Annotated in this window: 16 protein-coding genes; 9 read left to right on the top strand and 7 right to left on the bottom strand. The window is 70.8% G+C overall.

Features of this window, described 5'->3' with window-relative positions; all coding sequences use genetic code 11:
- Positions 1–35 precede the first annotated feature (35 nt).
- Positions 36–992 (bottom strand): LacI family DNA-binding transcriptional regulator, encoded by a 957-nt coding sequence (locus ACLJQM_RS40520; protein ID WP_410635638.1) that lies wholly within the window; start codon positions 990–992, stop codon positions 36–38.
- Between the two features lie 139 nt (positions 993–1,131).
- Here ACLJQM_RS40520 and ACLJQM_RS40515 point away from each other — a divergent pair, with 139 nt between their 5' ends.
- The gene (locus ACLJQM_RS40515; protein WP_410635636.1) at positions 1,132–2,403 is read left to right on the top strand and encodes an ABC transporter substrate-binding protein; all 1,272 of its coding nucleotides are present in this window, start codon (positions 1,132–1,134) and stop codon (positions 2,401–2,403) included.
- Positions 2,404–2,451: 48 nt separating this feature from the next.
- Entirely contained in the window at positions 2,452–2,970 is a 519-nt protein-coding gene (locus ACLJQM_RS40510) for a GNAT family N-acetyltransferase (RefSeq protein ID WP_247022981.1), read from the top strand.
- Positions 2,971–3,022: 52 nt separating this feature from the next.
- Here the strand turns inward: ACLJQM_RS40510 and ACLJQM_RS40505 are convergent, their stop codons facing one another.
- The 4 genes from ACLJQM_RS40505 to ACLJQM_RS40490 all read right to left on the bottom strand — a co-directional run bounded on the left by ACLJQM_RS40505 (position 3,023) and on the right by ACLJQM_RS40490 (position 10,889).
- Positions 3,023–4,831: a glycoside hydrolase family 6 protein gene (locus ACLJQM_RS40505; protein ID WP_410635634.1), complete on the bottom strand. Its 1,809-nt coding sequence runs from the start codon at positions 4,829–4,831 to the stop codon at positions 3,023–3,025.
- Between the two features lie 31 nt (positions 4,832–4,862).
- Positions 4,863–6,440 carry a cellulase family glycosylhydrolase gene (locus ACLJQM_RS40500; protein WP_410635632.1) on the bottom strand — a complete coding sequence of 526 codons (1,578 nt, stop codon included), beginning with the start codon at positions 6,438–6,440 and terminating at the stop codon, positions 4,863–4,865.
- Between the two features lie 10 nt (positions 6,441–6,450).
- Positions 6,451–9,381 carry a glycoside hydrolase family 48 protein gene (locus ACLJQM_RS40495; RefSeq protein ID WP_410635630.1) on the bottom strand — a complete coding sequence of 977 codons (2,931 nt, stop codon included), beginning with the start codon at positions 9,379–9,381 and terminating at the stop codon, positions 6,451–6,453.
- Between the two features lie 512 nt (positions 9,382–9,893).
- Positions 9,894–10,889, bottom strand: a complete 996-nt coding sequence (locus tag ACLJQM_RS40490; protein WP_360771149.1) for a LacI family DNA-binding transcriptional regulator — start codon at positions 10,887–10,889, stop codon at positions 9,894–9,896.
- Between the two features lie 250 nt (positions 10,890–11,139).
- Here ACLJQM_RS40490 and ACLJQM_RS40485 point away from each other — a divergent pair, with 250 nt between their 5' ends.
- The 6 genes from ACLJQM_RS40485 (at position 11,140) to ACLJQM_RS40460 (ending at position 18,066) form a co-directional block, all read left to right on the top strand.
- A complete protein-coding gene (locus ACLJQM_RS40485) occupies positions 11,140–12,441 on the top strand; it encodes an ABC transporter substrate-binding protein (RefSeq protein WP_410635629.1) in 1,302 nt (433 codons plus the stop codon).
- A 4-nt stretch (positions 12,442–12,445) separates the two neighbouring features.
- A complete protein-coding gene (locus ACLJQM_RS40480) occupies positions 12,446–13,435 on the top strand; it encodes a carbohydrate ABC transporter permease (RefSeq protein ID WP_247022972.1) in 990 nt (329 codons plus the stop codon).
- The gene (locus tag ACLJQM_RS40475; RefSeq protein ID WP_247022970.1) at positions 13,432–14,304 is read left to right on the top strand and encodes a carbohydrate ABC transporter permease; all 873 of its coding nucleotides are present in this window, start codon (positions 13,432–13,434) and stop codon (positions 14,302–14,304) included. Before ACLJQM_RS40480 ends, ACLJQM_RS40475 begins: the two co-directional genes overlap by 4 nt.
- Complete coding sequence (locus tag ACLJQM_RS40470) at positions 14,301–15,713, top strand: GH1 family beta-glucosidase (RefSeq protein ID WP_247022969.1); 1,413 nt, start codon at positions 14,301–14,303, stop codon at positions 15,711–15,713. Before ACLJQM_RS40475 ends, ACLJQM_RS40470 begins: the two co-directional genes overlap by 4 nt.
- Before the next feature lie 205 nt (positions 15,714–15,918).
- Entirely contained in the window at positions 15,919–17,685 is a 1,767-nt protein-coding gene (locus ACLJQM_RS40465; RefSeq protein WP_410635626.1) for an IlvD/Edd family dehydratase, read from the top strand.
- 72 nt (positions 17,686–17,757) lie between these two features.
- The gene (locus tag ACLJQM_RS40460; protein WP_360770566.1) at positions 17,758–18,066 is read left to right on the top strand and encodes a DUF3040 domain-containing protein; all 309 of its coding nucleotides are present in this window, start codon (positions 17,758–17,760) and stop codon (positions 18,064–18,066) included.
- Here ACLJQM_RS40460 and ACLJQM_RS40455 read toward each other — a convergent pair.
- Together ACLJQM_RS40455 and ACLJQM_RS40450 are read right to left on the bottom strand one after the other, a co-directional pair.
- Positions 18,063–19,031 carry an NADP-dependent malic enzyme gene (locus ACLJQM_RS40455; RefSeq protein ID WP_410635625.1) on the bottom strand — a complete coding sequence of 323 codons (969 nt, stop codon included), beginning with the start codon at positions 19,029–19,031 and terminating at the stop codon, positions 18,063–18,065. The two genes, ACLJQM_RS40460 and ACLJQM_RS40455, sit on opposite strands and share 4 nt — an antisense overlap.
- A gap of 56 nt (positions 19,032–19,087) precedes the next feature.
- Positions 19,088–19,504, bottom strand: a complete 417-nt coding sequence (locus ACLJQM_RS40450; RefSeq protein WP_410635623.1) for a CBS domain-containing protein — start codon at positions 19,502–19,504, stop codon at positions 19,088–19,090.
- Between the two features lie 84 nt (positions 19,505–19,588).
- Between ACLJQM_RS40450 and ACLJQM_RS40445 the strand changes: the two genes are divergently transcribed.
- Positions 19,589–20,215, top strand: coding sequence for a UdgX family uracil-DNA binding protein (locus tag ACLJQM_RS40445; RefSeq protein ID WP_410635622.1), 627 nt, complete (start codon positions 19,589–19,591; stop codon positions 20,213–20,215).
- Positions 20,216–20,218: the final 3 nt, after the last annotated feature.

Below are 20,218 nucleotides of genomic sequence, written 5' to 3'. Positions count from 1 at the left end.
TCCACGAAGGCCGCGCCGGTCCACCGGCGCGGCCTTCACGGCCGAGCGGGCCCGGTACTCCCCCGAGTGACCAACGACGGCCGCGGAGCACACACATCCCCCGCCGCCTCCCCCACCAGCAAATCCCGCAACACCACCGCCGCCAAAGCACCCAACTCCGCCAACGGCCGCCGCACCGCCGACAAAGCCGGACGGACCAGACGGCACAACGGCGAGTCGTCCCACGACACCACCGAAACGTCGCCCGGTACCGCCAACCCCAGCTCCCGAGCCGCGGCCAGGGCCGCGACCGCCAGTACGTCCGTGTCGCACACCAAAGCCGTCGGGGGATTCGGGACCGCCAGCACGCGGTGGGCCACCCCCGCGCCCGCTTCCGCCGTGCCCGCGTCGGCCGTCGCCGTCTCCACGAAACCCAGGCGGGCCGCCGCCGAAGTGAACGCCTCCGCGCGCGCCCGGGGGTCGGCGAACACCGCCCGGCCCGCGATCCGGACCACCCGGCGGTGGCCGAGCGCCGCCAGGTAGCCCAGCACCTCGCCCGCGGCCGCGGTGTCGTCCACCCACACCGACGGGACGCCCGGCGGCCCGGGCCGCGGGCCGCCCAGCAGCACCGCGGGTACGCCCGGGGCGGCCACCGCGCACGACGGGCCCGCGAGCAGCAGGCCGTCCACCTTGCGGTGCGCCGCCCCGCGCACCGGCAGCAGCAACGACACCGGCCCGAGTTCGCGTTCGACCCCCTCCAGCAGTGCTACCAGGAACGGCTCGACGCCGAGGACGTCCGGGGCGCGGTCCAGGACCAGGCCGATCGCCCCGGTCCGGCCGCCGGCCAGTGCCCGCGCCGCGCTGCTCGGGGACCAGCCGAGCCGGCGGGCGATCTCCGTGATCCGCGCCCGCGTCGCCTCGGAGACGCCCGGGCGCCCGTTGAGCGCGTACGACACCGCGCCCTTCGACACCCCCGCCTCCCGCGCGATGTCAGTGATCGTCGGCCGCTTCACCGCGCTCCTCCGTTCGCCCGGTGTCCGTCCGGACACCCGCCGTCGCGCACCTTGACACCCGCCGCACCCGGAACGAGACTCCCCTCCGGGAGCGCTCCCAATCACGAGGGAGTGAATCGTGGACGGGGAGTGCGCGCACATGAAGCAAATCCGAAGACGGCTGGCCTGCGCCGTCGCAGTGGTCCTGCTGGTCCTGACCGGTGGCTGCGGGCCGGCCACGCCCGAGAAGATCACGCTGACGCTGGCGACGTTCGGGCAGTTCGGCTACGACGACCTGATCCCCGGCTACGAGTTCACCCACCCCGGGATCACGGTGCGGCAGGTCCGCACCGAGCAGGGCGGACCGTACCACCAGGACCTGCTGGCCAAGCTGCAGAACGGCCAGGAGCTCGCCGACATCCAGGCGGTCGAGGAAGGCCACCTCGCCGACGTCCTCGCGCAGTCGGGGAAGTTCACCGACCTGGCGAAGGCCGGTCCCGCCGACGTCCGGCCCGGCCGGTGGCTCGAGTGGAAGTACGAAGCCGGTCGCAGCAAGGACGGCAAGCTCGTCGGCTACGGCACCGACATCGGCCCGCTCGCCATGTGCTACCGCAAGGACCTGCTCGGAGCCGCCGGCCTGCCCACCGACCCCGGCTCGGTGAAGACGATGTTCGAGTCCTGGGACAGCTACTTCCAGGCGGGCGAGCGGTACGTCAAGCGCTCCAAGGGCAAGGCGTGGTTCGACTCCGCGGCGCAGAACTTCAACGCCATGGTCAACCAGCTCCCCGTCGGCTACCTCGACCGCGAAGACCACTCGACGCTGGAGACGAACACCGCCCTGCGGGACGCCTGGAACCAGGTCACCACCGCGGTGAAGCAGGGCCAGTCCGCGGGGCTCACAGCGTTCGCCGACGACGGCAACAACGGCCTGCGCCTGGGCGCCTTCGCGACGAAGGTCTGTCCTTCGTGGATGCTCGGCGTCATCGAGCAGCAGGCCGGCGTGGGCAACGCGGGCAAGTGGGCGATCACCGACACCTTCCCCGACGGCGGTGGCAACTGGGGCGGGTCCTACCTGACCGTCCCGGCCGCGAGCGCGCACCCGAAGGAAGCCGCCGCCCTCGCCGCCTGGCTGACCGCGCCGGAGCAGCAGCTGCACGCGTTCCGGGTCAGCGGCAACTTTCCCAGCCAGGTCGAGGCCTTCACCTCCCCCGACCTGCTGAGCGAGATGAACGGCTACTTCGGCGGGGCACTGAGCGGGCAGGTCTTCGTCGCGCAGGCGCAGAAGGTCGGGAAGCCGCAGTACAAGGGCCCCGGTGACGGCAAGATCCAGGAGACGGTGATCGCGCCCGGGCTCAAGGCCGTCGAGCAGGGCGCCGACCCGGCCGCGGTCTGGCAGCAGGTGCTGGTGGGGGTGCACCGCCTGGTGCCGTGAGGCGAAACCCGCTCGCTTCGGCCCGGGCCGGTTGGCAGGGTGGGCGCCATGACCGATCTCGCGCCGCTCCTCGGCCACGCCGTCCGCCGCCCCGGGCCGGACGACCACCTGCCCGTGCTCGCCGTCCTCGACACCTGGTGGGGCGGGCTCGGCGGTGCGGAAGGGTCCCGTCAACGGGCGCTGCTCCTGCCGAAGCTCATGTTCCAGCACTTCACCGGCAGCAGCTTCCTCGTGACCGGCGACGACCGGATCGTCGCGTTCCTGATCGGGTTCCTCTCGCCGTCGCGGCCGGCCGAGAGCTACATCCACTTCGTCGGGGTCGATCCCGCCGAACGCGGGCGCGGCCTGGGCGCGGCGCTGTACGAGCGCTTCTTCGCCCACAGCCGCGAAAACGGGCGGTCGGTCGTCCGGGCGATCACGTCGCCGGTGAACAAGGGTTCGCACGCGTTCCACACCCGGATGGGGTTCGTCACCGAACCAGGGCCGAAGGAGTTCGAGGGGTTGCCGGTCCAGCCCGACTACGACGGGCCGGGCCTGGACCGGCTGAGTTTCCGCAAAGACCTGTGAGTGGAGCCCGGGCCGGGCGGCGGCTGCGCGGCACCGCCCGGCCCGGAAACCGTTACTGCACCGCCGGGTAGGCGTTCTGGACCAGTTCCTCGAACTGGGCCTGGAACCACTTGCCCGACAGCGGCGAGTTCGGCAGGGCGCCGGTCAGGTTGCCGCCGTTCGCCTGGTCGCTGCCGTGGTAGGTCGGGTCGCACATCCGGTCGAAGCCCTTGCCTTCGTCGTTCGGGATCTGCGAGCTCGCGCCGTCGGACTCACCCGGCGGCTTGATCCAGACGTAGGCGTCGAAGTGCGCCGCGGGCGACGCCGTCGGCCGCACACCCAGGCCGGCTCCGCTCTGGTTGCACCAGTTGCCGCGGTGCAGCCGCCGGTCGATCCGGCCGGAGTTCACGTAGCTGTCCACAGTGGACCCCGACGCGCCACTGGGCCGGGCCGAACCGCCCCAGCCGTTGCGGGAGGTGTCGATCAGCATGCCGATGCCGCTGGGCAGGCCCGCCGACACGAACGCGTTGTACATCGCAAGGGCGAACGGGACCTCGGCGAAGTACGGGTTCCACTGGTAGAACGTCGCCGACCGCAGGGGCTGGCCCCCGACGTTGAGGTTCGAGTCCGGCAGGTTCGGCTCGGTCAGCGGCGTGTAGTTAGCCGTGTCGCTGATGAAGCCGTCGATGCTGTTCACCCCGGCCGTCGTGCCCTGCAGCGTCTGCTTGACCAGGTTGACGAACGGCTGGAAGTTGCTGTCCCAGCCCAGCCACGCCGAGTGCGCGATGTCCAGGTAGTTGTAGACGTTGGAGATCGCGTGCAGCTTGTTCAGCGCGTACTGGATGCCCTGGGTGTAGGCCCCGGTCGACTGCGCTTCGGCGCACTTGGCCGTCGCGGTGTTGGTGACCAGGTTGGGCAGCGAGTCCGGTTCGACGACCGCCACGACCCGCAGCGGCGCGTACTTCGAGTCGGACAGGATCGACGCGATCGGGTCGATGTACTCGCTCTTGTACCGGGCCAGGCCGCCCGAGCCCGCCTGCAGCTCGCCGTTGGACGCCAGCGCCGCGCAGTCGCGGTTCGGCAGGTCGTAGACGACGATCTGGATCGTCACCGGCGTGCCGCCGCTCGCCTGGGACAGCGCCGCGTCGAGGTGCCCGCGCAGGCCGCGCGCGCTCGACGTGCCCTCGATGGCCGCGATCCGGTCCAGCCACACGGCCGTGGACGTGTTCGCGACCTTGGCCATCTGGGCGCCGAGCGTGCCGCCCTTGGCCGCGGCGGCCGCGGTCACCGAGGCCGACCAGTCCGGGTTCACGTACCCCTTCGAGCCGACGTACGGGTTGTCCACGTGGGTACCCGGCTGCGGCGTGGTCGTCACCGTGGTGGGCGTGGTCGGGGTGGTCGGCGTCGTGGGGGTTGTCGGCGTGGTCGGCGTCGTCGTCGGGCCGCCCGTGCTGCCGTCGCAGACGACGCCGTTCAGCGTGAACGTGCCCGGGACGGCGTTCGTCCCGGAGTACGAGCCGTTGAAGCCGAAGCTCGCCGTCGCGTTCGAGCCGAGCGCGCCGCCCCACGACGGGTTCTTCGCGCTCACGTGCTTGCCGCTCTGGCTGAACGTGGCGCTCCAGCCCTGCTGCACCTGCTGGTTGCCGGCGAAGTCCCACTGGACGTCCCAGCTCGTGAGGGCGTCGCCGAGGTTGGTCACCGCGAGGTTCGCGGTGAAGCCGGTGTCCCACTGGTTGGTGGTGTAGGTGACCTTGCACCCGGTGGCGGCGGTCGCCGGGCTGCCGCCGGCCACCAGCAGCCCCGCGACGACCGCGGCGGCCGTCACCGAGGAAGCCGCGGCGAGCCGCACTTTCCTCTTCGGGGACCAGAATTCACTCCTCATCGAGTGTGCTCCTTCGTGTTCGGTGGACGGGTCAGGTGGTGCACGCGGTCGCGCCGACGGCGAAGCCGCCGGGCGAGCCGGTCGAGGCGCCGGTCGCCTGGAAGCCGATCGACGTCGAAGCGCCGCCGGCGAGGTCGGGTGCCCAGGTCGGCGCCTTGGCGGTCGCCTGCTGCCCGGACTGGGTGACGGTGGCGCCCCAGCCCCCGGTGATCTGCACCCCCGAAGGTTCGGTCCAGCCGAGCGCCCAAGTCTTCAGCGGCGCGGTCCCGGTGTTCTTGAGGGTCACGGAGGCGACGAACCCGCCTTGCCACGTGTTGTCGACGTGGTAGGTGACCGCGCAGCTCACCGCGGGCGGCGGATCGGTCGTCCCGCCGCCGGAACCCACCGGCGGGATCAGGTAGGGCTGCAGGATCCCCTGCTTGACCTGGTTGACCGTGGTCCAGTCGTCGTTGAGGATCCCGCCGGTGTCGCCCGAGTTCGGGTTCCACGACCAGTACGTGAAGCTCATCCCGGTGGGCCCGGTGCCGGCGTACTTCATCAGTTCCTGCAGCCAGGTCTTGTCGCGCGGGTCGGCCAGCGTGCTGCCGAACTCGCCGAGCAGCACCGGCGCGATGTTCTGCTTCTGCAGGTAGCCGAAGAAGTGGTCCCACAGCGCGGGCAGGTTCGCCGGGAACGACGGGTCGGAGAACCACGGCTGCGCGAACACGGAAGTCGCGTACTCGTGCGCCGAGTAAACGAGCTTGTCCGGCTTGGACAGCCGCACCGGGAACTGCTTGGCCCCGGACAGGTTCCCGCCCCACCAGCCGCACTGCGGGTCGCCGGTGCCGCTCACGCAGTCGACGCCTTCGACGATGACCAGCCAGTCGGGGTTGGCCGAGAGGACGGCGTTGCCGCCGCGTTCGGCGGCCAGGCGCCAGTCGGTCGCGGTGTCGCCGCAGCCCCAGCACGCTCCCCCGCCGCCCTGGACGGCGTGGGGCTCGTTGTGCAGGTCGGCGCCGATCACCGTGGTGTTGCCCTTGTAGTGCTGGGCCAGCATGGTCCAGTCCGACAGCCACCGGCTCTCGGGGTAGGCGCTGGTGTACCAGAGCGGGGACTGCGCGCCGGAGTCCGGCCGGTGCTGGTCGAGGATGACGCGCATGCCCTTGGTGCCGGCGTAGGCGATGATCTTGTCGAGCACCTGCAGCCCGGAAAGCCCTTGCAGGTCCGGGTTCTGGACGGCGTCGATGCTGGTCGGCTTGACACCGCTGTCGAAGAGCTGGTTGGAGTACGGGAGCCGCAGCGTGTTGTAGCCGAGGCTCGCCATCTGGTCGAGCATGTCCTTGTAGTTGCGGCTCCACAGGCCGTGCGGCGAGTAGTTGCCGGTCTCGGCGCCGAACCAGTTGACGCCGGTCATCCGCACCGGCGCACCGGTCGCGTCCACGAGCTGGGAACCGCTGGCGTGCCAGAACCCGGTGCCGGTTCCCAGTGCGGCACTTTCACGTGAAAGTGCCGCTCCCAGGTGGGCACTTTCACGTGAAAGTGCGGGGGTGGGGGCCGCGGCGGCCGGGGACGCCGTGAGAACGGCGCCCCCGACCAGTGCGGCGACCACCAACGAGAGCAGTCGCTTCATCGAGTGCCTTTCAGCCGAACAGGGCGACGTGGGCGGCGAACGCCGTGGCGATCTCCGACTGCGCCCAGAACCGGTGGTAGGTGAACGTCGGCGCGGCGCCGCCGTCCAGGTAGGCCTGGACCTTCGGCCACTGCGGGTCGCTCTTGTAGAAGGAGCGGATGGATCCGAACGTCGAGCTGGAGTTGATCGCGTCGCCGTTCGGCATCGTGCCGGTCCAGCCGGTGGGGACGTACAGCCCCTGGTCCGTGGTGGCGTTGTAGGCGTCGTCGAACCGGTTGTAGTCCGTCCGGGTCTCCGGCACCGCGATGCCCTGGGTGTCGGTGTTCGCCGACAGCGCGGTCAGCAGCTGCTCGCCGACCGTCTTCGCCTGGGCGTTGCTCGACCCGGACGCGTAGTAGAGCAGCGTCTTGGCGAGCGAGGCCGCGACCCCGACGTCGTTGCTGTAGTTCTTCACCGTGACGTGCAGGCTCGTGTTCGAGCCCGGGCTGGTCGCGTTCCAGGTGTCCGGCGCGCCGCTCCAGCCCAGGTCCGCCGGGATCTGGAAGCTCCCGCCGGCCCCGACCGTGGTGTTCGCGATCGCCCAGGGCACCCACTTGTCGAGGATCTTCTTGGCGCGGGCGTCGTTCGTCGCCTGGTAGTACTCGGCGATCCGCTCCATGCCCCACGTCTGGAAGCCGAACCACTGGTTGCTCGGCGGGTCGTGCCAGACCGGCTGCTGGTCGTAGAACATCCCGTAGAACGTCGGCGTGCCGGACGGCGGGGTGCCGTACTGGCCTTCCCAGCTGTTGGTCGCGCCGCCGGCGAGCCCGCCTTCGGACGATTGCAGCCACTGCAGGAACTCCAGCTGGCGGCCGAGGCTGGTCGCCCAGTCGCTCGCGCCGGTGGCCGAGGTGACCTTCAGGCCGGGATCCGCCGAAAGCGCGTACGCGGCCAAGGGGTTCTGGTAGCCCTGGTGGGCCGCGCCGTCACCGATCCGCCACGCCCAGGCGCTGGACGAGTCCATCGAGCCGCCCCAGGCGTAGTACCAGGAGACGAGGTAGTGCTCGCTGTCCTTGCCGGTGCCCGCGGCGCAGCTGGACGCGCCGACGCAGTTGCCGATCTTCTTGAAGTACTTGTCGAACAGCGAATACCGGAGGTAGTCGCCCATCTTCGACGCCTTCTTGACGACCGACGAAACGTCCGCGCTCTTGCCCTGCGCGGCCGCCCACTTCTCGGCCTGGAAGGCCACCTGCACGGCGCGGGCGTCCGCGTCGGGCGCGTTGGTGTACTTCCACTGCTTCGCGTACGACGAGTCGCCGGTGAACAGGTCGAGGTAGCCGTTCTTGCCGCCGAACTTCAGCACGTCGCAGCTGGGCTGAGTGACCGTTTCCCAGACCGATTCCTGCGAACCGCGCTGGAAGGTGTTGATGAACGCCGGCGCGGTGTTCGTGCCGTCTTCGCAGTGGCCGAACTTGTAGATGTTGTCCACGTCGAGCAGCCAGTGCATGCCGTAGACGTCCGCCGAGCCGTAGGCCGCCTTCAGCTCCGCCGCGATCGGGTCGGCCCCGACCGAGACGTTCGACTGCAGCTGCGACGGGTACTGCTTCGGGCTCGGGTACTCGGCCGCGTAGGTCGCCGGCTTGCTCGCGTTGTAGCCGGAGTTGCCCGGCTGGTCGGCCGCGGACGGGATCGCGTAGGTCTCGATCGACGTCCAGGCCTGGTTGAACGGGGCCCAGTCACCGGTGATCCGGCCGTAGGACGCCTCCAGCCACAGGTAGTAGCTGAACGCCTCCGACGTCGTCTCGTGCCCCTGGTCCGGCGCCTCGACGATGAGCGTCTCGATCGAGTGGTAGGGCACCAGGATGTTCCCGAACTTGCGGAAGTAGCCGTTGTTCGGGTCCTTGATCTTGTTGTACTGCGTGAGGAACGCGAGCTGGTAGTCCGAAGTGGACGACGAGATCTCGTTCACCGTCACCGTGGCCGCGGTGTAGCCGGAGCTGCTCGCGGTGAAGGTGGCGCTGCCCAGCGCTCCCCCGTTGTCGGCGCTCGTCACGGTGACGTTCTGAGGGGTGTTCCAGTTCGTCGTCGAGAAGGTGACGCTCGTGGGGCTCGCGGTGAGGTCGGTGCTGCCCGCCGTCCGCGCGACGGCGACGGTCACCGGGGCGGTCGGCGCGCCGGCGAGGCTGACGGCGAACGTCGCCGTGCCGCCCTGCTTGACCTGCGCGGTCGCCGGGGTGGCGACGATCGTGGGTCCGGACAGCACCTTGACGCTGACCGGGCTGGACGACGTGCTCGCGCCCTTGTTGTCGTAGGCCTTCGCGGTGACCGAGTACGTCCCGGCCGGGACGTTGCCCCAGCTGCCCTCGAACGGCGCGGCCGTGTCGGTGGCCAGCAGCGTGTCGCCGGCGTAGAACTCGACCTTGCTGACGGTGCCGTCGCTGTCCGCGGCGGTCGCGGCGAGCGGGATCGTCGCGGGGGCGTAGTAGGTGCCGGTGGACGTGGGCGCGGTCAGGGTGACGGTCGGGGCCTTGTTGGCGCCGGTGCACGCGGTGCCGTTGACGGAGAAGTCGGCCGGCGGCCGGTTGGCGGAGCCCTTCGAGCCGTTGAAGCCGAAGCTGGTGCTCGCCCCGGTGTCGAGGTGGCCGTTGTAGGACAGGTTCGACGCGGTGACCGCGGCGCCGGTCTGGGCGAAGGTGGCGCTCCAGCCCTGCTGGACCTTCTGGCCGTCGAGGAAGGTCCAGCCGACCTTCCAGCTGTCGAGCGGCGAGCCGTCGTTGCGCAGCGAGACGTTGGCGGTGAACCCGGAGTCCCAGTCGTTGGTGGTGTAGGTGACGGAACAGGCGACATCGGCGCCGAGCGCCGGTGGTGGGGCGATCAGCGCGGCGGCGGCCGCGACCACGGCGGTGGCCAGGGCCAAGCCGCGCGAGCGGCGCGTTCTGCGCCATCGGGGAGAGGAACGCATGGCTGCGGAACTCCTTTGTCCGTAGGGAGCCAGCGATCTGGGAGCGCTTCCAGGCGCAGACGGTAGCCAGCCGGAAACCTGGATGTAAAGAATCGAGTCAGAAGGACACCCCGGCCGCCGACGTCACGTCTGCGCACGGGGCGAACGACGGTCCGCTGAACGCTCCTGAACAGCTCCACCCGATGGTGGGTGCCTCACTCGTTCGGCGCAGTTTTCTGGTGACTTGGAGTGGTGAGGAAACGCTGTTTAGCGCCGAAGGCGTACATCTCGGCCGGAAGGGTGACACCTATCGACGCCGTCGACCGGACCCACGGTTTGAGCACGCGAGAGATCGGCGCACCCCCGAACGGCGGCAGCGCGTGAAACGGGCGGACTCGAAGGGCGGGTCGACGCGGGCGCCGGCTGCGGCCCTCGCCTCCGCCGGTGCGGGAATTCAGCCCGAGGCGCGCACCGCCGAGGACCGCCCGGCGGGAGCGGCCCGAACGTCAGCTGGAGGCGCGCGCAACCGAACCTCAGCTCGAGGCGCGCACCGCCAGCGAGACCGGCAGGACCTGCTGCCGCGGCTTCAGGCTCTGGTCGTCGAGCAGCTGCAGCAGCGTCTCCACCATCGCGTGGACCTGCTCGCGCGGGTCCTGGTGCACCGACGTCAGCGGCGGGTCCATCGCCGGGGCGAGGGTCGCGTTGTCGTCGAAGCTGACCACCGCCACGTCGGCCGGGATGCGACGGCCCGCCGCGTCCAGGGTGCGCAGTGCGCCCACCGCCATCATGTCGCTCGCCACGAACACCGCGTCGAGGTCCGGGTGGCGGGTGAGCAGGGCGGACATCGCGTTCGCGCCGCCGGACAGCGTGAAGTCGGCCTCTTCGACCAGGTCGGCGGGGTCGAGGCCGGCGTCGAGGAGGGTCTTGCGCCAGCCGGCGAGGCGGTCGATCGAGGCACTCTGGTCCTGGGGCCCGGCGATCGTGCAGATGCGCCGCCGCCCGGCCGCGACCAGGTGTTCCACCGCCAGGCGGGCGCCACCCTCGTTGTCGAAGTCGACCACGTGGACGCCGCGGCGGATGCCGGCCGCCTGGCCGCCGAACACCACCGGGATGCGCAGCAGGCGCAGTGCCTTGGGGAGCGGGTCGGCGCGGTGCGGCGCGAACACCAGCGCGCCGTCGACGTGCCCGCCCTCGAGGAACCGGACCGTCTTGCTCAGGTCTTCGCGCGTGTCGCTGAAGATCAGCACCATCTGGCGGCCGATGTCGGCGAGCTCGCGGTACCCGGCGCGCATGACCGACGTCCGGTACGGGTCGTCGAGGAGCCGGGCTTCCGGCTCCGAGAGCACCACGGCGATCGCGCCGGTGCGGCGGGTGACCAGCGAACGGGCCGCCTGGTTCGGGGAATAGCCCAGGTCACGGGCCGCGGCTTGGACCTTCTCGCGCGCCGCCGCGCTGACGTACGCGTCGTCGTTCAGCGCGCGCGACGCCGTCGACCGCGAGACGCCGGCGAACGCCGCGACGTCCTCCAGCGTCGGCCGCTCTTCATCCCCTGCTCGAGGCCCCACACCTACCGCCCTCGCTCCCTCAACCACCCGGACGTCGACAGCTTAACCGGCAAGCGTGGACGAAGTCCGGGAGCGCTCCTCGCAGGAAACACTCCGGTTACGACCCCTTGACACCGGTGGAGGGCCCCAGCAGACTCTGCGACACCTGGGAGCGCTCCCAGATCGGCTCCCAGCAGTGAGAGCGCTCATTCCCGTCAACAAGGTGGTTGGACACGTGAGAACGATTCGGAACGGCCTGGTCCTCGCACTGGGCATCACGATGACGGCGCTCGGCGCCACGGCCTGCGGTGGCGGTGGTGACCAGACGCCGGCCGCCGCGAACCCGAACGAGCACGTCGAGCTCACGCTGTCGACGTTCACCGAGTTCGGCTACGAGGCACTCATCCCGGAGTACGAGCGGCTGCACCCCAACATCAAGGTCACCCACCGCAAGACCGGCCAGGGCGGCCCGTACCACCAGGACCTCATCACCAAGCTGGCCGCTGGCTCGGGTCTCGCCGACGTCGCCGCGGTGGAAGAGGGCCACCTGTCCGACGTGCTCGACAAGGGCTCGAAGTTCAACGACCTGACCAAGATCGGCCCCGCCGACGCCTCCCCCGACCGCTGGCTCAGCTGGAAGTACGACGCCGCCAAGACCAAGGACGGCAAGGTCATCGGCTACGGGACCGACATCGGCCCGCTCGCCATGTGCTACCGCAAGGACATGTTCAAGGCCGCCGGGCTGCCGGACGACCCCGAGGCCGTCAAGCCGCTGTTCGCCACGTGGGACAGCTACTTCGCCGCCGGCGCCGACTACGTCGCCAAGTCCAAGGGCAAGGCCTGGTTCGACTCGGCCGCGCAGAACTTCAACGCCATGGTCAACCAGCTCCCCCAGGGCTACATCGGCAGCGACGACAAGCTCGCCGTCGAGGGCAACCAGGGCATCAAGGACGCCTGGACCAAGGTCACCGACGCCGTCGCGAAGGGCGAGTCGGCCAAGCTGACCGCGTTCAGCAACGAGTGGAACTCCGGCTTCAAGCAGGGCGCCTTCGCCACGAAGGTGTGCCCGGCGTGGATGCTCGGCGTGATCAAGGAGCAGGCCGGCCCGGAGAACGCGAACAAGTGGGCCGTCACCGCGGCCTTCCCCGGCGGCGGCGGCAACTGGGGCGGCTCGTACCTGACCGTGCCGACGCAGTCCAAGCACCCGAAGGAAGCCGCCGAGCTGGCCGCATGGCTCACCGCGCCGGAGCAGCAGATCAAGGCGTTCCAGGCCAAGGGCACCTTCCCGAGCCAGGTCAAGGCGCTCTCGGACCCCACGCTGCTGAGCCAGACCGACGCCTACTTCGGCGGCGCGAAGGTCGGCGAGCTGTTCGCCGAGCAGGCCAAGAAGGTCCAGAAGCCGCAGTACAAGGGCCCGGGCGACGGCCAGATCCAGGAGAACGCCTCCAGCCCGGCGCTGCAGGCGGTCGAACAGGGCAAGTCGGCGGCGGACGGCTGGCAGCAACTGGTCGACCAGGCGAAGAAGATCACCCGCTGACCTCATGACCGTCATCGACAAAGTCGCGCCGGAAGGGAGCAAGGCCGGGGAGCGCACGTCTCCCCGGCCCACCTTCCGGCACAAGCTGAGCCGGTGGGACGTCAAGGTATCGCCGTACCTCTACGTCGCGCCGTTCTTCATCGTGTTCGGGATCGTCGGGCTGTTCCCGCTGCTCTACACCGCGTACGTCTCGATGTTCGACTGGAAGGCCGGGGACGACAACCCGGAGTTCATCGGCTTCGACAACTTCAAGGAACTGTTCGCCGACAGCCAGTTCTGGAACGCGCTGGCCAACACGGTCAGCATCTTCCTGCTCTCCAGCATCCCGCAGCTCGTCATCGCGGTGCTGCTGGCGGCCCTGCTCGGGGCCCGGCTGCGCGGCGCGACCGGCTGGCGCGTCGGCATCCTGCTGCCGTACGCGGCCAGCCTCGTCGCGATCGGCATCATCTTCGCGAACCTGTTCGGCCCCAAGTACGGCCTGATCAACGGCGTCCTGCAGACCATCGGGCTGGACCCGATCGACTGGCAGGCCAGCCGCTTCGGCAGCCACGTCGCCATCGCGATCATGGTGAACTGGCGCTGGACCGGCTACAACGCGCTGATCGTGCTGGCCGCCATGCAGGCCATCCCGAAGGAGCTGCACGAGGCCGCGCTGATCGACGGCGCGGGCATGTGGCGGCGGTTCACCGCCGTCACCCTGCCGCTGCTGAAGCCGACGCTGATCTTCGTCACCATCACCTCGACGATCGGCGGTCTGCAGATCTTCACCGAGCCCAAGCTGTTCGACGCCATGCCCGGGTCGAACAACGGCGGCTCCACCAACCAGTTCCAGACCGTGACGCTGTACCTCTACCAGTCGGCGTTCGAGAACTACAACCTCGGCTACGCCTCGGCGATCGCCTGGGTGCTGTTCGTGATCATCGTGCTCATCGCGCTGGTGAACTTCTTCCTCACCGGCCGGCTGGCGCGCACCCCGGCGGTGAAGAAGAAATGACGACCCTGCAGAGCAGAATCCGCAACGCGGACATCCGGAAGTCCGTCGCCACGCTCGGGAAACCGCGCAAGGCGACGTACATCGTGCTCGCGATCTTCGTGCTGGGCTCGCTGTTCCCGTTCTACTGGTCGTTCCTGGTGGCCAGCCGCGACAACGGGATGCTCACCGAACGCATCCCGCCCTTCGTGCCCGGCGGCAACTTCTTCGCCAACGCCGCCCGGGTGTTCGACACCGTCCCGTTCTGGAAGGCGCTGGCCAACAGCGTCATCGTGTCCGGCACGGTGACGCTCACGACGGTGCTGTTCTCGTCGCTGGCCGGGTTCGCCTTCGCCAAGCTGCGGTTCAAGGGCCGCAACGGGATGTTCGTGTTCATCGTCGTCACGCTGGCCGTGCCGACGCAGCTCGGCATCATCCCGCTGTTCATCGCGATGTCGGAGCTCGGCTGGGCCGGCGGGCTGCAGTCGGTGATCGTGCCCAACCTGGTCACCGCGTTCGGCGTCTTCTGGATGCGTCAGTACACCGTGGACGCCCTGCCGTACGAGCTCATCGAGGCCGCGCGCGTCGACGGGTGCAGCATGATCCGGATCTTCTGGAACGTCTGCCTGCCCGCCGTGCGCCCGGCCGCGGCGATCCTCGCGATGTTCACGTTCATGACGTCCTGGAACGACTTCCTGTGGCCGCTCGTCGTGCTGGACGCGGGCAACCCCACCGTCCAGGTCGCGCTGGAGAAGCTCCAGAGCGGTTACTACGTCGACTATTCGCTGGTGCTGGCCGGCACGACCCTGGCCACCATCCCGATCCTCATCGTCTTCGTCCTCCTCGGCCGCCAGATCGTGGCCGGGATCATGCAAGGTGCCGTGAAAGGGTGAACATGTCCGTACATCCCGACAGCGTTCGGGCGGAGACAGCGCTGATGTTCCCGACCGGGTTCGTCTGGGGCGCTGCCACCGCGGCGTTCCAGGTGGAAGGGGCCACCTCGGCCGACGGTCGCACCGACTCGGTCTGGGACGTCTTCGCGCGCCGTCCGGGTGCGGTCGTGGGCGGCGACACCGGCGACCCGGCCGCCGACCACTACCGCCGGTACAGCGAGGACGTCGCCCTGATGCGACGTCTCGGCCTCGGCGCCTACCGCTTTTCGCTGGCCTGGCCGCGGGTGCGGCCGGACGGCGGCGAGCCGAACGCCGCCGGGCTCGGCTTCTACGACCGGCTGGTCGACTGCCTGCTGGAGGCGGGCGTCCAGCCGTGGGCGACGCTCTACCACTGGGACCTGCCGCAGGCGCTGGAGGAGAAGGGCGGCTGGACCTCGCGGGACACCGCCTACCGGTTCGCCGAGTACGCCGAGACGGTGCTGGAGCGCCTCGGCGACCGCGTCGCCAGCTGGTCGACGCTGAACGAGCCGTGGTGCGCGGCGATGCTGGGCTACGCGGGCGGCATCCACGCGCCCGGCCGCACGGACCACCCCGCCGCCGTGGCGGCCACGCACCACCTGCTGCTGGGCCACGGGCTGGCGATGGACGCCATCCGCCGCCACGCACCGGGCGTCCCGGCCGGGATCACGCTGAACCTGTACCCGGTCGCCCCGCACGACCCGGCGAACGTCGCCGACGTCGCGGCGGCCCGGCGCATCGACGGCCTGCAGAACCGGCTGTTCCTCGACCCGGTCCTGCGCGGCGGCTACCCGGACGACCTGGTCGCCGACCTGACGCCGTTCGGGCTCGCCGACGTCGTGCGCGACGAGGACGCGGCGGTCATCGCGGCCCACGTCGACTGGCTGGGCGTGAACTACTACCGCGACTACCGCGTCGCGGGCCGCCCGGTTCCGGGCAGCGAGCCGGCGGGCCCGGAGTGGGTCGGCGCGGGCGACGTCCACTTCGTCCCGGACCCGGCGGCCCCGCGCACGGATTCGGGCTGGGAGGTCCAGCCGGCCGGGCTGACGGAGTCGTTGCTCCAGGTCCACCGCGGCTACCGGCGGGTGCCGCTGTACATCACGGAGAACGGCGCGGCCTACCCGGACGTCATCGCCGACGGCGGCGAGATCGTCGACACCGACCGGGTGACGTTCCTGGACTCCCACCTGCGAGCGGCGCACGACGCCCTGGCGGCGGGGGTGGACCTGCGCGGGTACTTCTACTGGTCGCTGCTCGACAACTTCGAGTGGGCCGAGGGGTACGCGAAGCGGTTCGGGCTGGTGCACGTGGACTACGCGACCCAGGTGCGCACGCTGAAGCGCAGCGCGCAGTGGTACTCCCGGGTGATCGGGATGAACGGCCTGGGCTGAGCCCTGGGGATTCGTGGCGGCCACCGGCGCGGGTGGCCGCCACGATCCCGCGCCGTGGGCGTTCGCCTGGCCCGAGGGATCCGGGCCGGGCGGACGCCCGCACCCGGCGGTCCGCGGCTCGTCCAAGGTCGCGCCGCCTGGCTTCGGAGCCGGGGTGGTCGCGAGGGGCGTGCATTCCGGCGCCGCCGTTGACAGACTGCACGGTATGGGACTGCGCAGCGAAGCTTGGTTCGACAACCCGGCCGACCCCGGGATGACCGCGCTCTACCTCGAGCGGTACATGAACTGGGGTCTCACCCGGGAGGAGCTGCAGTCCGGCAAGCCGATCATCGGGATCGCGCAGACCGGCTCCGACCTCACCCCCTGCAACCGCCACCACCTCCAGCTCGCCGACCGCACCCGGGAAGGCATCCGCGAGGCCGGGGGGATCGCCATCGAGTTCCCCGTGCACCCCATCCAGGAGACCGGCAAGCGCCCGACCGCCGCCCTGGACCGGAACCTCGCCTACCTCGGGCTCGTCGAGACGCTCTACGGCTACCCCATCGACGGCGTCGTCCTCACCACCGGCTGCGACAAGACCACGCCCGCGTGCCTGATGGCCGCCGCGACCGTGGACCTCCCGGCCATCGTGCTGTCCGGCGGGCCGATGCTCAACGGCTGGTACAAGGGCGAACGCACCGGGTCCGGCACCATCATCTGGAAGGCGCGCGAACTGCTCGCCGCCGGGGAGATCGACGACACCGGGTTCATGGAGCTCGTCGCGTCGTCCGCGCCGTCGCCCGGGCACTGCAACACCATGGGCACCGCCTCCACCATGAACGCGCTCGCCGAGGCGCTGGGGATGAGCCTGCCCGGGTGCGCCGCCATCCCCGCGCCGCACCGCGATCGCGCGCGGATCGCCTACCTGACCGGCCGCCGGATCGTCGAGATGGTGCACCAGGACATCAAGCCGTCGGACATCCTCACGCGCGAAGCGTTCGAAAACGCCATCGTGGTGAGCTCGGCGATCGGCGGCTCGACCAACGCGCCCATCCACATCGGGGCCATCGCCCGGCACATCGGCGTCGACCTGCCCCTCGACGACTGGCAGCGGCTCGGCCACGCCGTCCCGCTGCTGGTCGACCTGCAGCCCGCCGGGAAGTACCTCGGCGAGGAGTTCCACCGCGCGGGTGGTGTCCCGGCCGTCGTGCACGAGCTCATGCGGCACCACCTGATCCACGAAGACGCCCGCACGGTCAACGGCCGCACGCTCGGCGACAACTGCCGCGACGCCGAGGCCGGCGACCGGGACGTCATCCGCACGTTCGACACCGCCCTCACCGCCGACGCCGGGTTCCTCGTCCTCAAGGGCAACCTCTTCGACGCGGCCATCATGAAGTCGAGCGTCATCTCCCCCGAGTTCCGGCGCCGCTACCTGGCCGGCGGGGTCTACGAGGGCACCGCGGTCGTCTTCGACGGCCCGGAGGACTACCACGCCCGCATCGACGAACCCGGTCTCGGCGTCGACGAGCACTCGCTGCTGGTCATGCGCGGCACGGGCCCGCTCGGCTACCCGGGCTCCGCGGAGGTCGTGAACATGCGGCCGCCGGCGGAGCTGATCAAACGCGGCGTGCACGAGCTGCCCTGCCTCGGCGACGGCCGCCAGTCGGGCACCTCCGGCTCGCCGTCGATCCTCAACGCCTCCCCCGAAGCCGCGGCGGGTGGCGGGCTGGCCGTCCTGCGGACCGGCGACCGGGTGCGGATCGACCTGGCCGCGGGCACCGCCGACGTCCTCATCCCGGACGACGAACTCGCGGCGCGCCACCAGGAGCTCGCCGAAGCGGGCGGCTACCCGGTGCCGGAGTCGCAGACGCCGTGGCAGGAGATCCAGCGGTCGATGGTCGACCAGCTCTGCGACGGCATGGTGCTGCGCCCGGCCGTGGCGTACCAGCGGATCGCCGAGACGAAGGGCATTCCGCGCGACAACCACTGACTTTCCGGTGAAGGACCGCTTCGAACGGGCCGCGAGCGGGTACCACTCCGGTAGCCGAGGCTAGGAGGACCCATGCTTCCGGAGCGAGACCACCACGCGTTGCGCGAAATCGAAGCCGAGCTGCGGGCGAGCGACCCGGCGTTCGCCGCCGCCTTCAGCGGCCGCGAGCTGCGCGGGTCCAGGCGGTTCAACCTGTTGCTGGTCCTCTGCGACGTCACGGCCGTGGTCATGCTGCTCGTCGGGTTGTTCGCCAGGGACGCCGCCCTCGTGCTCTGGGGCACGGTGAGCGCCGGCGCGCTGGTCGCGTGGCACATCGCCCGCGCCGAGACGGAGCGCCAGCCCACCGAAGACGGCGCCTCCCCGACCGCGGGCGCCCACTAGTCCACAGTGGACTGATCGGCGGCCTTCGCCGCGCCCGCCACGGCTTCGGCCATCGCGGGCACCAATCCCTCGTCGAACACGCTCGGCACGATCCACCCCGGTGCCAGGTCCTCCCCCACGACGTCGGCCAGCGCGCGGGCCGCCGCGAGCAGCATGTGCGCGGTCACCCGCGGCGCGCCCGAGTCGAGCAAGCCGCGGAACATCCCCGGGAACGCCAGCACGTTGGTGATCTGGTTGGGGAAGTCGCTGCGGCCGGTTGGGACGATCCCCGCGTGCCGCCCGGCCGCCGCCGGGTCCGGGTTGGCCAGCGCGAACACGATGGCGCGGCCGGCCATGGCCGCCACGTCCGCCGGCGCCAGGGTCCCGCCGGCGCTGACGCCGACGAAGACGTCCGCGCCGCGCAAGGCGTCCTGCAGCGTTCCGGTGGTGCCGCCGGCGTTGGTGTTCGCCGCCAGCCAGCCCTTTTCGCCCATCAGATCGCGGTTCTCGTGCAGGACGCCTCCGCGGTCGCAGACGACGATCCCGTGGGCCGGGTAGCCGGCGCGCAGCAACAGCCGGGCGATCGCGCTGCCCGCCGCGCAGGCACCGGAGATGACGACCGACGTCCCGGCCGGGTCGCGGCCGGTCAGCTTCAGCGCGTTGTGCAGCGCGCCGAGCACGACCACCGCGGTGCCGTGCTGGTCGTCGTGGAAGACGGGGATGTCGAGCTCGTCGTGCAACCGCCGCTCGACGGTGAAGCAGCGCGGGGCGGCGATGTCTTCGAGGTTGATCGCGCCGAACGAGGTCGCGTCGCCGAGCCCGAGCAGGGCGGAGCCGTCGGAGACGATGGCGACCGAGTTGGCCTTGACCGTCTCGCGCCCGAGCACCGCCGGGTCGCCGGCGACCCGCTTCGCCTGGTCCGCGACGCCCGGCGGGTAGTGCTCGGCCAGGTCCGCCGGCGTGTCCAGGGCGACGCGGGTCGCCACTTCCACTTTCCCCGGCTGCGCGTCATACCCCCTCGGGTCCCCGCGCCGCGTGGCGATCAGTCGTAGGACAGCGCCTCGACCAGTTCGCCGGCGCTCGGGTTCGGCAGCGCCCGGGCCACGTCGGCCTGCGCGACGATCCCGACCAGCTCGTGCCCGTCGATCACCGGCAGCCGGCGGACGCGGTGCTCGGACATCGTGCGCAGGATCTCCGCCACGTCGTCGTCGGCACCGATCGTCACGACCTCGCCCCCCGCCAGCTCGCCGACGTGCAGCGCCCGCGGGTCCTTGCCCTCGGCCAGCACCTTCACGACGATGTCGCGGTCGGTGATCATGCCCTTCAGCCGGTCGTCCTCACCGCAGATCGGCAGCGCGCCGACTCCCTTGCGGGCCAGGGTGACCGCGGCGTCGTGCACGGTGTCCGACTCGCGGGCGCAGGTCGCGTCCGGAGTCATGATGTCGCGTGCGGTGGTCATCGTGAACTCCTTCCATCCGGTTACCCGGCGGCTACCCGGGGTCGCCGGGTTTACTCGGCGCGGCGAACGGGAATCTCCCGCCCCATGCCGGATCACCGCCGCGCCGAGCCGCCGGACACCACCGATCTCGCCCGGTTGCGGTCGGCGGCGTCCGGCTGCGAAGGGTGCTCGCTGTACCAGGACGCCACGCAGACCGTCTTCGGTGCAGGCTCGACCGGGGCGAAGGTCCTTGTCGTCGGAGAACAGCCCGGCGACAAGGAAGACGTGGCGGGTGAACCGTTCGTCGGGCCCGCCGGGAAGCTCCTGGACCGCGCGTTCGAGGAAGCGGGCTTCGACCGGCGGTCGCTGTACGTGACCAACGCGGTCAAGCACTTCAAGTTCAAGCGCGAGGGGAAGCGCCGGATCCACCGGAAGCCGGGCCGCACCGAGGTCGTCGCCTGCCGCCCGTGGCTGCTGGCGGAACTGCGGGCGGTCCGCCCGGACCTGGTGCTGCTGCTGGGCGCGACGGCCGCGCAGTCGTTGCTGGGCACCCAGTTCCGGCTCACCCAGCACCGCGGGGAGCCGGTCGAGCCGCCGGAGGACCTGGCCGACCTGGTGCCGTCCGCGGTGGCGACGGTGCACCCGTCGGCGGTGTTGCGGGCACCGGACCGGGACGAAGCGTACGCGGCTTTCGTGGCAGACCTGAAGGCGGCGGGCAAGCTGCTCGGCTGAGCC

Origin of the sequence: Amycolatopsis sp. cmx-4-83, assembly GCF_046548815.1 — a bacterium.
Lineage (GTDB): Bacteria > Actinomycetota > Actinomycetes > Mycobacteriales > Pseudonocardiaceae > Amycolatopsis > Amycolatopsis pretoriensis_A.
Note: the sequence above shows the minus strand (reverse complement) of the source record. Positions and strands in the feature narration are given on the sequence as shown.